The organism is Pseudomonas muyukensis (assembly GCF_019139535.1).
In the GTDB taxonomy this organism is placed as follows: domain Bacteria; phylum Pseudomonadota; class Gammaproteobacteria; order Pseudomonadales; family Pseudomonadaceae; genus Aquipseudomonas; species Aquipseudomonas muyukensis.
On record NZ_CP077073.1, the window covers coordinates 3,376,583 to 3,387,992 of the forward strand.

Here is an 11,410-nt window from a genome sequence, read left to right on the forward strand (position 1 = left end):
ATTCCCTTTTACAAGAACATCAGTTCGAAAGGTTGCAGCAGGCACTCCAGCAAGCGCGGCGCCAGGACCGGCGGGCGCCCGTCGTCGGCCTGCACCTGGCTGGCATGGGCGGCCAGGGCCTGGCGCTTGCGTGCCAGGCGGGTGTCGTCGAGCTGGATGCGCTGGGCCTGGGGCCAGGGCAGGCGCGCATCGTCCGGCTGCGCCCAGTGCCAGGCCCATACCGGCGCTTCGGCCAGTTGCGCCTGGCGCGCCTGGGCCGCCTGGGCACAGGCGCGCCCTGCCGCTTCATGGTCGCAGTGACCATCGCCGCGCCAGGTGCTCAGCAGCAGGTCGTCGGGCTTGAGCAACTGGTTGAGGTGGTTGACCAGGAAGGCTTCGTCGCGGGGCAGGGCGCCGTCCTTCAGGTGCAGGCGGCGCCACTCCAGGCGGCTGAGGTCAAGGTCCAGTTGTTGCAGGGCGTGGCGGCTCTCCAGCGGGCGCTGGCGGCGCAGGCGATGTTCGGTCCAGCGCGCGGAGCCTGGGTGGCTGCCTTCGCCGTCCGTGACCGAGATGATGACCAGGTCCTGTTCACGCCCGCCAAAGCCTGCCAGCAGGCCGCCGGCCATCAGGACCTCATCGTCCGGGTGCGGTGCCACCAGCACCAGGCGCCTGCCTGGCGGGCACAGTTGCTCGGGCCGGAGCCAGCGGGCCCGGGCCAGGTGCGCGCTATGCTGCCAGGCGCTCCACGGTGTGCCTTGGCTGGCCTGAATCAGGTTCTCGCTCATAGCTGCCAGGCCCCCGCGGGCACTGCGGTCACCTGGCGCCCAAGTTCGGCCAGGTCACGCTCGGCATGGCTCTGGCGCAGGAACACCGGCAGGTCGGCGCTGAGCCGGGCGAAATGGCTGCTGCGGCAATACGGCGTGGCGCCCAGCGCCCGGCCGACATGTCGAATGACCTGCTCCACTGCCTGCTCCACCTGGGCGCGGGTACGGCGCACCTCGAAGCTGGCATCGGCCCGTGGCTGGCGGTCGATCCAGCTGGCACATTCGCGCAGCGCGGCGCGGGCGCCATACAAGGCACCGTCCACGGCGCCCAGATGAGCATCGGCGTGCACATCCGCGCGCGGCTTGCGGCAATGCTCGCGCAAGTAATCGGCCAGCGCCTCGGCGGCGCCATACCAGCAGGCGGCGATGCCGGCGCCACCGTGCCAGAAGCCTGGGCGCGACAAATATTGGCCTGCAGCGCCCACGGCCACGCCCGGTGAGTCGTCGAACTCGACGGCCACGCTGGTGGTGGTGCCCATGCCCACCGCCTGCCAGTCATCGGCCTGGATCCGTTGGCTAGGGTCGGACAACTCGATGGCCACCAACTGCGATTGCGCCTGGGCGTCCCAGGCGGTGATCAACGCCCGGTCGATCTGCAGGGCCCCGGAGCACCAGGCCTTGCGCCCTTGCAGGCGTACCTGCGTGCCTTCGCGGCCAACGATCCGGGTCCGGGCGTCGGCTGGCTCGGCTGCCCACATGCCCCAGATGCCGTCTGCCGCCAGGTGTGCGGCGCCACATTCGGCGAGGATCGCCAAGGCGTCGGTATGGCCTTCGTAGAGCTTGGCCAGGGTCAGGTCGCAACCGGCGATGCGCGCCAGGGTCTGCCAGCGCTTTAGGGTATTGCCTTGGCCGGGCAGGGGCAGCAGGTCGAGGTGGTCGGCCTGCAGTGCCTGCAACAGTTCCGGCAGGCGGGTATCGAGGTCGAGCGCCCGCGGCCGCGTGCCGAAGCGCCGCAGCAGGCAGTCGAGGTGGGTCAGGTCGAAATCCTGGACGATGCTCATGGGCTCGGTTCCCCTTGGGTGTTCTTCTTCCAGCCACGCAGGTTCATGGCGCACAGGCAAAACTGCAGGACGATCAGGGCCCAGGCCTGTACCTGCCAGCCCCAGGCCACCCACAGCACATTGCTGCTGATGAAAAAACAGAAGCCGACGCGGCGCCGGCATGGCCGCCGCGAGCCGATGCACCAGGCTGCGGCTACGGTCAGCAGCATCGCCGGCCATTGCAGCAGATCGAGCAGCAGCCCCATCAGGCCAGACCAAGCTGCTTGCGCATGCGCTGGGTGATCGACTGCCGGGTGGTGGTCATCTCGGCCCAGGGATCGTCGACCTCAGCCAACCGCTCGCGCAGATTGTCGATGTTCCACTGGTTGGCGCCCTTGAGCAGGGGCAGTTCGTCACGCCAGATCGGCACCGATACCGGCAGCCCCTCACGGGCGCGCAGGGAGTAGGCGGCGACGGTGGTGGCGCCTTTGCCGTTGCGCAGGTAGTCGATGAAGATCCGCCCCACCCGGTTCTTCGGCCCCGACACTGCGCTGAGGCGGTCGGGGAACAGGCCGGCCATGTGCTCGACCAGGGCATGGCTGAAGTCTTTCACTTCGTCCCAGCCGGCACGGCGCGTCAGTGGCACCACCAGGTGCATGCCTTTGCCGCCGCTGGTCTTGAGAAACACCTTCAGGCCCAGTTCATCGAGCAAGGCCAGGGTCAGCTGGGTGGCCTCGAGCATGGCCTTCCATGGCAGCGCAGGATCGGGGTCAAGGTCCAGGACGAAACGGTCGGGGCGCTGGAAGTCCTTGTCGGTGGCATTCCAGGTGTGCAGCTCGAGCATGTTCATCTGCACCGCGCCAAGCAGGCTGTCGGCGCGGTTGAGCACCATCGCCGCCTGGCCGGCCTGGGCCTTGGTGTAGCTGACAACCTGGGGAATAGGCAGCTGCCCGGCGTTTTTCTGGAAGAACAGCTCGCCACCCAGGCCGTCCGGCGCCCGCACCAAGGCCACCGGCCTGTGCTTGAGCTGCGGCAACAGCCAGTCGGCCACCTGGGCATAGTACGCAGCCACTTGCCGCTTGGTGGCGCCGCAGGTGGCGTCGATGACACGCTCGGGGTGGGTCAGGCGCAGTGTGCCCAACGCGTCGAGCGGCGCCTTGGCGGCTTGCTTGGCTGGCATGGCGCGCTCCAGGTCGATGGCGGTGGCGGGTTTGTCGTCGCGCAGGCCGTGGAACACCGAATGGCGCACGATGCCTTCGCGGGTCATTTGCGCATAGGCCACTTCTGCCAGCAATTGCGGCCTGAGCCAGTGCACGCCACGGGCTTCGGCGCCGGTTGGCGGCTTGGGCAACGCCGGCTGGCTGATTTCCAGGGGGGCCAAGCGCGCATGCAGGGTGTCCAGGGTCGTGGCGCTGAAGCCAGTGCCCACCTTGCCGGCATAACGCAACTGCCCGCCGTCGGGGTCATGCAAGGCCAGCAACAGGGCACCAAACCCAGTACGGCTGCCTTTGGGCTCAGTGAAGCCGACGATCACGAACTCCTGGCGCTGCTTGCACTTGAGCTTGATCCAGTCGCTGCTGCGCCGGCCTGAGTAGGGGCTGCCCAGGCGTTTGCCGATCAGCCCCTCCAGGCCTAGTCGACAGGCGCTGTCGAGCAGCGAGTCGACCGGCTGCTCGAAGGCTTCGGAAAACTTCAGCCGTTCGCTGGCATTGTGCTCGAGCAGTCGCTCCAGGGCCCAGCGCCGATCTTGCACGGGTAATGAGCGAAGATCCCGGCCGCCCAGGTAGGGCAAGTCGAACAGGTAGTAGGTGATCGGTTCGTCATGTTCGGTGTCGAAGGCGTTCTGCAAGGCCTGGAAATCCGCCACGCCATTGCCGTCGACCACCACCATTTCACCGTCCAGCCACGCCGAGTCCAGGCCCAGCGCCTGCAACGCCGCGACTTGCTGCGGCATCTTCGCGCTCCAGTCATGGCCATTGCGGGTGAACAACCGCACCTTGCCTGCGGCGATCTGTGCCATGATCCGGTAGCCATCGAACTTGACCTCGTAGCACCAGTCACCGCCGGGTGGCGAATCCACCAGGGTGGCCAACTGCGGTTGCAGACGCTCGGGCAGGGCCTGCGCCTGCGCCATGCCGAGGCGCTTGGGCGCCTGCTTGGCGGCGCGCCGCGGCAACAGGGTGCGTTCACTGAGCACGCTGTCGGGCAGGGCGTCGACAATGCGGTAGTCAGCTTCGTTGCGCGCCTGCGGGTCGTTGGCCTTGACCAGCATCCACTGCTCCTTCTTGCCCGCCAGATGAGTGCGAAACAGGTTCCACACCCCCGAGAGCTTCTCGCCTTGCAGGCGAAAGCGCAGCTTGCCCTTGGCATAGGCCTCGCGCGGGTCGCCCTCGGGCTCCCAGATGCCCCGGTCCCAGACGATCACGTCACCGGCGCCGTAGTGGCCCTCGGGGATATGGCCTTCGAAGTCGGCATAGTCCAGCGGATGGTCTTCGACGTGCACCGCCAGCCGACGCACCTTGGGGTCCAGTGACGGGCCCTTGGGAATGGCCCAGCTTTTCAAGGTGCCGTCGAGCTCCAGGCGAAAGTCGTAGTGCAGGTGGCTGGCAGCGTGCTTCTGGATGCAGTACTGCAGGGCATGGGCGCGGCGCGCGCGGTTGCGCTTGGCAGCCGGCTCCGGGGTGGCGTTGAAGTCGCGCTTGCGCTGGTACTCCTGCAGGGGCTTGGCCATGGCGGGCTCCGGACGGTTCGCGGGTCTCTTGGTTGGGAGGGGGTGGGCTGGGGCGGAGTTCAAAAAAATGCTGCGGGCACTGGTAACGAGCGCATGCGGGATAAAACTCTGAATCATTTGCCGACCAAGGCAGTCGACCGCCATGAGCCCCACTGAAGGAGACCTGCCATGGCCAGACCCAAAGACCCCACCAGCGCTGCCGAGATCGACGACACCGAGGACCGCATGGGCAGCGTCCATGAACTGGATTTCAGCGAGCGCCGCGACGCGCGCCAGGGCCGGATCGGCGACCAGCGCCCGGCCCGCGAGCTGGCCCAGGACTACCCGCCACGGCGCGTCGCCGAGGGCGGCATGACCGGCGGTGAAGCGCTCAGCGACAGCGCCCACGAGGACAATGTCACCCTCGACGACCTGAGCCCCGACACCCTGTTCGACCAAAGCGGTGCCCGCGATGCCGATGAGCCGGGTCTGGGTGGCCCGGCAGACAAGCATCTGCGCCACGTCGAGGCCGATGAGATCGGTGGCGGCATCGGCCTCGATGAAGCCGAGCTGGCACGTTCCGCGCCGCTCGACGGCCGACCTTGGACGGACGACGTATCCCGTGAAGACGACGAAGGGAGAAACCACTGATGAACGAGCAAAGGTGTTCCTGCAACCACTGTTCCTGCACCGTCGACGCCAACGCCGTGGTCCAGGATGGCAAGGCCTATTGCTGCGAGGCCTGCGCCTCGGGCCACCGCGATGGCGAGCCTTGCCGCATGGCTGACTGCAAGTGCGGCGAGATGACCCAGCCCAGGGAGCGCAATGTCGACAATGCGCTGGATGAAACCTTCCCGGCCAGTGATCCGATTTCACCTTGATGGGTAGGGCGGGGCAGGCCCGTTCCCAGCAATGCTTACAGGCATTCATGGGAACGGGCCGACGCCATCAGCCCTTGCGCAGCGCCTCGATCAATTCTGCCTTGCGCATACGCGAACGCCCGGCGATCGCCTGCTGGCGCGCGCGCTCCAGCAACTGGGCCACGGTCATGTCCTCCAGGCGCTGCCCCGGGCGGGCCAGCCCTTGCTTGGTGGCCACCGCGCGACGCGCCGAGGAGGCGCGCGACCTGGCCTTGGCAGCAGGGCTTTTGGTCTGCCCCGAGCCGCCCTTGCGCTCGCCCCCACCGGACTGCTTGTTGACCGTGGCCCAGGCCCGCGCCTCGGCCTGGTCCTTGGGCACGCCTTGGCTTTGGTAACTGTCCTCGATATGTTCAGCCTTGCGTTTCTGTTTGTCGGTGTACTTGTCTTTGTCTCCACGGGGCATGGGGGTTCTCCTTGCGTTCAGTGGGTCTGCCAGATGCCATCGTTGCGTTGGCAATCGCTGCGTGCCTGGCCCAGGCTCGGGGTGTCGTAGTAGTAGGTGATGATCCGCGCCTCCTTGGGGACGGCGGGGCGCGTGGCGGGTTCGTCACGGCCGGCCGCGTCGGGATTGGCCAGGGTTTCCTGGGTCAACGGCGCGATGCAACTGCCGACGCTGCCGTCGGCGCAGCGTTCTACCGGGCGCTTGCGGCTGTTGAGCATTTCCTTGCTTTGGTTGCTGCAGGGCCAGGCAATCGCTTCGGCGGGCATGTTGCCGAAGCTGTAACAGGTATGCCCCTGCACCGGCTTGACCGATTCGCTGGACGACTGGGTGACGACGTCGCAGCTGGCGGCTTGTGCCTGGCCGCCGGCGAGGCCGACGAGCAGGCTGAACAGCAGAATCGTTCGCATGACAGATCTCCTTTAGCGCGCATCTGGCGCAGGTCTTGTCTGCTGGCGCAGGGCCTTGGCGCGTTTTTCCAGGACCAGGTAGGTGATCACCGCCAGCAGCAACGGGATCAGGTAGTACAACGTGCGGTAGCCCAACAGCGCCGCGACCAGGCTGCCTTGCCCGAGCTGGCCATGCAGCAGGGCCAGGAACACCGCTTCCAGCACGCCCAGCCCGGCGGGAATATGGGCGACCACGCCGGCCACGCAACTGATCAACAGCACGCCGAGCACCGACGGATAGAACAAATCGGCCGGCAGCAGCAGGTGGATCAGGGCCGCCATCAATGCCCAATTGCTCGCGCCCAAGGCCACCTGGCACAGCGCCAGGCGCAGCGAGGGCAGGGTGATCTCATGCCCACGCAGGTGCCAGGTACGGCGCCTGGCGAATGCGCAAGCCAACAGGTAGGCCACCGCCACGGCGATCATCAGCCCGCCGACCAGGCGCAGGCCGCCGGCGCCCAGCGCCCAACTGGCCGGTAACTTGACCTGGCCCAGGGCGAACACCGTGCCGGCCAGCAGCAGGTAGCCCATCCAGTTGGTCAACAGGCCCAGGGTGAGGATGCGGGTAATGGTCGGGGTATCCAGGCCCAGGCGGCTGTACAGCCGATAGCGCAGGGCGACACCGCCGACCCAGGTGGTGAAGTTGAGGTTGAATGCGTAGCACACGAACGCCACCGGCAGTACCTGGCGCGCCGGCAACCGATGCCCGGTGTAGGCCCGCGCCAGCAAGTCGTAGCTGGCGAACACCAGGTAGCTGCACAGGGCCAGCAGCAGGCCCAGGCCCAAGGTGGCGGGCTGGTAGGCCAGCAGCGATTGGCGCACGTCCTGCCAGTCCAGGTTGCGCGCCAGCACCAACAGCAGGCTCGGCACCAGCACGATGAACAGCAGGGTCAGCAGGCGCTTGCCCCAGACCTGCCACGGTTTGCCTGCCATCAGCTGTTGCCTCCGTGGTAGTTGGCCGTTGCCTCGTCCCCAGGGCGCAGCGAGGTGAGGCGCTGGCGGTGGGCCGGGAACCAGCCGGCAATGCGCGGGAAATAGCGGGTGATGTGAAACCCCAGGAAGATCAGCGGCGCGCGCCACCAGTAGCCGCGCACCATGCGCTCGAGCGTCACGACCTTGCACTGCCCGGCGGCCAGCTCGCTGAGGTGTTGGTACAAGCCTTGGTTGAAGGCCCGGTCGCGGATCAGCAGGTTGGCTTCCAGGTTGAACGACAAGCTCAACGGATCGAGGTTGCTCGAGCCAACCGTGGCCCATTCGTCGTCCACCAGCGCCACCTTGCCGTGTAGCGGGCGTTGGCAGTACTCGTGGATACGCACGTTGTCGCGCAGCAGGTAGTTGTAGAGCAGGCGCGACAGTGCCCGCACCCAGCGCATGTCCGGTTGGCCCTGGAGAATCAGGGTCACCTCGACGCCTCGGCGCGCGGCATTGCGCAACTCGCGCAGCAGGCGGTAGCCGGGGAAGAAGTAGGCATTGGCCACGACGATACGTGCGCGGGCCTGGCGAAAGGCCTGCAAGTAGTGCTGCTCGATGTCATTGCGGTGGCGCTGGTTGTCACGCACGGCCAGCAGCGCGCTGCAGCTACCGCTGGCGCGGGTGAGGGGGGTGACCTGGCTGGGCGTGCGCAACACCGCCGCCAGCAGCCGGCAACTGCTGGCATGCACCTGGGCCACCACCGGGCCTGTGACCTCGACGGCGTAGTCCTGCTTGGCCTGGGGCCCGAAGTCGGCGAGGTGATCGGCGCTGTAGTTGATGCCGCCAATGAACGCCCGCTGGCCGTCGATCACCAGGATCTTGCGGTGCAGGCGGCGGAACAGGTTAGTGCGCATGCCGACCAGGCGCGGCTGGGGGTCGAAGGCATGGAAGTGCACCCCGGCCTCGGTCATCGACGCCACGAAGGCATTGTCCAGGTCGGCCGTACCGTAGCCATCCACCGCCACTTCCACCCGCACGCCACGGCGAGCAGCGTCGATCAGCACCTGGCGCAACGGCTGGCCGACCTTGTCGTCGTAGATGATGAAGGTTTCCAGGAGGATTTCCTCCTGGGCCTGGGCGATGGCGGCGAACACGCGCGGATAGTATTGCTCGCCGTTGACCAGCAGCTCGACCTGGTTGCCGTCCAGCCATTGCGCGGTCATAGCGTCACCTGCGCCACCAAGGGCGCGTGGTCGGACAGGTGCGACCAGGGGTACTTGGCTAAAACGCCGGCGCTACTGGCCTGGGCATTGCGCAGGTAGATGCGGTCCAGGCGCAGCAGCGGCAAACGCGCCGGGAAACTGCGCGCAGGTCGGCCGAAAGCCTCGACCAGGCGCTCGGTCAGCACGGCATTGGCCTTCAGGCGCCAGTCGTTGAAGTCGCCGGCGACGATCACCGGCGCCTCCGGCGGCAGCCTGTCGAGCAACTGCAGGAGCAATTCCACCTGGCGTTGCCGCTGTGCCTCGCGCAAACCCAGGTGCACGCAGATGGCGTGCACCTGGGTTTGCCCGGGCACCTCCAGGCGGCAATGCAGCAGGCCGCGCTGCTCGTTGCCGTGAATTGACACATCGAGGTTGTCATAGGCGCTGATGGGAAACTTCGACAACAAGGCGTTGCCGTGGTCGCCCTGGGGATAGACCGCGTTGCGCCCATAGGCGAACTGCGGCCACATGCTGTCGGCGAGAAACTCGTACTGTGGCGCCTGCGGCCAGCTCGGGTGCCGCTCGGCGTGCTGCCGGTGGCTGCCATGCACCTCCTGTAGGAACACCAGGTCGGCCCCGGTGGCGCGCACCGCCTCGCGCAGCTCGGGCAGGATGAAGCGCCGGTTGAACAGGGTGAAGCCCTTGTGCACGTTGAGCGTCAGCACGGTCAGCTGGCGTACCGCGGTGACCTTGTCGATGATGCAGCTGGGGGCCGGCAGGGTAGGGTTCACAGTCGCACCTCCGGCGCCACGCCAGGCTCGGTGACCAATTCGCCGTCCAGTCCCAGCTTGCCCAACAGGCGCCGGGCGTCGTAAGGGGCATGCACCTTCTGGTCGTTGTCGAAATAACAGTAAACGGCGCGCGACGCCCGCTTGGCCGGGGGGCGCGCAACGATCAGCCGTGCATCGTCGGGCTGGCCTCCCTGGCTCCAGGCCTGGATGCGCAAGCGCCAATGGCGCAGCGCCTTGGCGGTGTAGCCGCTGCTGTAGAGCTCGACATCGCCATGCAGGCGCATGTAGATGAAGTCGGCGGTAACGTCCTCGGCATACGGCCATTTGCCCGCGCTGTCGGCGACCACCAGCGCCACCTTGTGCTTGCGCAGCAGCTTGACGAAGGTGCTGCAGAGAAAGCTTGGGTGGCGGATCTCCACGGCATGGCGCAGCCGAGCCTGGCCGCCGATGGCGTTGCCAGCGTTGCCCTCGAGGCGTTCAGCACAGTGTTCAGCGCAGGCGCGAGCGGCCCGCCGGTCCTTGGGCAGGCGCGCGAGGAAGTCAGCGAAGCGCTGTTCATCGAACTTCATCGACGGCGGGAACTGCCAGAGGAACGGCCCCAGCTTGTGGCCCAGCAACAGCGGCCCGGAGGCGAAGAAGTTGGCCAGCGCCTCGTCGATGTCCTTGAGCCGCCGTACATGGGTGATGTAGCGCGGCGCCTTGACGGAGAAGACAAAGTCCTCCGGCGTCTGGTCATGCCATTGGCGATAGCGCTCGGGTGTTTGCAGCGCATAGAACGAGCCGTTGATCTCGATGCTGTTCACCGCGCGCGAGGCGAACGCCAGCTCGTCGTCCTGGCGCAGGCCCTTGGGGTAGAAGTCCTTGCGCCACGGGCCATAGCGCCAACCGGAAATACCAATGCGGATCTCGCTCACGGGGTCTCCCACTGCTTCGTGGACTCATCAGTAGCGACCCGGGGCAGGCAGCGAGGGTTCAGCCTTGTTGACGAGCGGGCTGGCGAGCAACCCAGCGGAACTGTCCGCAGGAACTTTGCCTGGCAAGCGTGCCTCCACCGCATGCCGGCTGCACGAAATGGAGGAGCGGCGCAATGAACGACGACACCGATTGCGATGAGATCGACGAGCCACCGGACCGGCCTGCGCCAACGCCGCAGGATGAACCGGAGGTTCAGCCAAGCGACCCCGACATCGAAGGCCTGCCTGGCGAACAGCAACAACCTGGTTGAGGGCCTGGGCCATGAAATTCGAGCGTTTTGCCCAATGGCTGGCAAAGGTCAGCGGCCGCCCGCTGACCTTCGCCAGCGCCCTGCTGCTGATCATCACCTGGGCCGTCAGCGGCCCGCTGTTCGGCTTCAACGACACCTGGCAACTGGTGATCAATACCTCGACCACCATCATCACCTTCCTGATGGTGTTCCTGATCCAGAACACCCAGAACCGCGACAACGATGTGTTGCACATCAAGATCGACGAACTGCTGCGCACCACCCAGCGCGCCCACAAGGCCCTGCTGGACCTTGAAGACATGGACCCGGCCGAGCTGCATGCCCTGCGCAAGCACTACCAGCAGATGGGCGAGCACGAGGCCCCGGACCCAAGCGATAACCCCGACTGACCTGGGAGGACGGCATGGCCAGACATATCATTCATTACACCGGCCCGATCAACTCTGCCACCTGCGGCAACCTCATCAACACCTGTTCACGGGCGTTGCAGCAAGGCGCCGAGCTGCTGCAGATCAACGTCGCCACCATGGGCGGCGAGTGCAGTTATGGGTTCACCCTGTACAACTACCTGCGCTCGCTGCCGGTGCCGGTGCATACCCATAACCTGGGTACCGTCGAGTCGATGGGCAACATCCTGTTCCTGGCCGGCAGCCAGCGTACGGCCTGCGCCTGCAGCAAGTTCCTGTTCCACCCGTTCCACTGGACCCTGCACGGCTCGGTTGACCATGCGCGGATGGCCGAGTACGCCATGAGCCTGGATTACGACCTGCGGCTGTATGCGCAGATCGTCGCCGAGCGCACCGCGGGCGCCGACGAGGTGCTGGATGTCACGCGTTACCTGATGGCCTATCCGCGCATCCTCGGGCCCAAGGAAGCCCTGGCCAGCGGGATGATCCAGGCCATCGACGAAGTGCCGATCGCGGCGGATGCCTGCCAGTGGAGCGTGCATGCCTGAGGCGTGCGCCGCCGGGTTCGCCGG

15 protein-coding genes are annotated in these 11,410 nt (G+C 66.7%); 5 read left to right on the forward strand and 10 right to left on the reverse strand.

Annotated elements, in window-relative coordinates:
* Positions 1–8 precede the first annotated feature (8 nt).
* The 4 genes from KSS95_RS15090 to ligD are packed head-to-tail and all read right to left on the reverse strand — an operon-like array spanning position 9 to position 4,514.
* Positions 9–764: a PIG-L deacetylase family protein gene (locus KSS95_RS15090; protein WP_217847880.1), complete on the reverse strand. Its 756-nt coding sequence runs from the start codon at positions 762–764 to the stop codon at positions 9–11.
* Positions 761–1,804, reverse strand: a complete 1,044-nt coding sequence (locus tag KSS95_RS15095) for an acyl-CoA dehydrogenase family protein (protein WP_217847881.1) — start codon at positions 1,802–1,804, stop codon at positions 761–763. The genes KSS95_RS15090 and KSS95_RS15095 overlap by 4 nt, the downstream gene beginning before the upstream one ends.
* Positions 1,801–2,049 carry a hypothetical protein gene (locus KSS95_RS15100; protein ID WP_217847882.1) on the reverse strand — a complete coding sequence of 83 codons (249 nt, stop codon included), beginning with the start codon at positions 2,047–2,049 and terminating at the stop codon, positions 1,801–1,803. The genes KSS95_RS15095 and KSS95_RS15100 overlap by 4 nt, the downstream gene beginning before the upstream one ends.
* A complete protein-coding gene (ligD, locus tag KSS95_RS15105; protein ID WP_217847883.1) occupies positions 2,049–4,514 on the reverse strand; it encodes a DNA ligase D in 2,466 nt (821 codons plus the stop codon). The genes KSS95_RS15100 and ligD overlap by 1 nt, the downstream gene beginning before the upstream one ends.
* A 168-nt stretch (positions 4,515–4,682) precedes the next feature.
* On the opposite strand from ligD, the gene KSS95_RS15110 reads away from it, so the two are divergent.
* Both KSS95_RS15110 and KSS95_RS15115 read left to right on the forward strand, forming a co-directional pair.
* The gene (locus KSS95_RS15110) at positions 4,683–5,144 is read left to right on the forward strand and encodes a phosphotransferase system, HPr-related protein (RefSeq protein ID WP_217847884.1); all 462 of its coding nucleotides are present in this window, start codon (positions 4,683–4,685) and stop codon (positions 5,142–5,144) included.
* A complete protein-coding gene (locus tag KSS95_RS15115; RefSeq protein WP_217847885.1) occupies positions 5,144–5,374 on the forward strand; it encodes a metallothionein in 231 nt (76 codons plus the stop codon). The genes KSS95_RS15110 and KSS95_RS15115 overlap by 1 nt, the downstream gene beginning before the upstream one ends.
* A gap of 67 nt (positions 5,375–5,441) precedes the next feature.
* Here the strand turns inward: KSS95_RS15115 and KSS95_RS15120 are convergent, their stop codons facing one another.
* The 6 genes from KSS95_RS15120 to KSS95_RS15145 are packed head-to-tail and all read right to left on the reverse strand — an operon-like array spanning position 5,442 to position 10,120.
* Complete coding sequence (locus KSS95_RS15120; RefSeq protein ID WP_217847886.1) at positions 5,442–5,816, reverse strand: Rho termination factor N-terminal domain-containing protein; 375 nt, start codon at positions 5,814–5,816, stop codon at positions 5,442–5,444.
* Positions 5,817–5,833: 17 nt separating this feature from the next.
* Positions 5,834–6,262 carry a hypothetical protein gene (locus tag KSS95_RS15125; RefSeq protein ID WP_217847887.1) on the reverse strand — a complete coding sequence of 143 codons (429 nt, stop codon included), beginning with the start codon at positions 6,260–6,262 and terminating at the stop codon, positions 5,834–5,836.
* A gap of 12 nt (positions 6,263–6,274) precedes the next feature.
* The gene (locus KSS95_RS15130; RefSeq protein WP_217847888.1) at positions 6,275–7,234 is read right to left on the reverse strand and encodes a lysylphosphatidylglycerol synthase domain-containing protein; all 960 of its coding nucleotides are present in this window, start codon (positions 7,232–7,234) and stop codon (positions 6,275–6,277) included.
* A complete protein-coding gene (clsB, locus tag KSS95_RS15135; protein WP_217847889.1) occupies positions 7,234–8,436 on the reverse strand; it encodes a cardiolipin synthase ClsB in 1,203 nt (400 codons plus the stop codon). Before clsB ends, KSS95_RS15130 begins: the two co-directional genes overlap by 1 nt.
* On the reverse strand, positions 8,433–9,206 hold the full coding sequence (locus tag KSS95_RS15140) for an endonuclease/exonuclease/phosphatase family protein (RefSeq protein ID WP_217847890.1): 774 nt from the start codon (positions 9,204–9,206) through the stop codon (positions 8,433–8,435). The genes clsB and KSS95_RS15140 overlap by 4 nt, the downstream gene beginning before the upstream one ends.
* The gene (locus KSS95_RS15145) at positions 9,203–10,120 is read right to left on the reverse strand and encodes a DUF72 domain-containing protein (protein WP_217847891.1); all 918 of its coding nucleotides are present in this window, start codon (positions 10,118–10,120) and stop codon (positions 9,203–9,205) included. Before KSS95_RS15145 ends, KSS95_RS15140 begins: the two co-directional genes overlap by 4 nt.
* A 173-nt stretch (positions 10,121–10,293) precedes the next feature.
* Here KSS95_RS15145 and KSS95_RS15150 point away from each other — a divergent pair, with 173 nt between their 5' ends.
* Genes KSS95_RS15150 through KSS95_RS15160 form a run of 3 tightly spaced genes read left to right on the forward strand, consistent with a single transcriptional unit; the run spans position 10,294 to position 11,386 of the window.
* A complete protein-coding gene (locus KSS95_RS15150; protein WP_217847892.1) occupies positions 10,294–10,431 on the forward strand; it encodes a hypothetical protein in 138 nt (45 codons plus the stop codon).
* A gap of 11 nt (positions 10,432–10,442) precedes the next feature.
* The gene (locus KSS95_RS15155) at positions 10,443–10,820 is read left to right on the forward strand and encodes a low affinity iron permease family protein (protein WP_217847893.1); all 378 of its coding nucleotides are present in this window, start codon (positions 10,443–10,445) and stop codon (positions 10,818–10,820) included.
* 14 nt (positions 10,821–10,834) lie between these two features.
* On the forward strand, positions 10,835–11,386 hold the full coding sequence (locus KSS95_RS15160; protein ID WP_217847894.1) for an ATP-dependent Clp protease proteolytic subunit: 552 nt from the start codon (positions 10,835–10,837) through the stop codon (positions 11,384–11,386).
* The last annotated feature ends 24 nt before the right edge of the window (positions 11,387–11,410 follow it).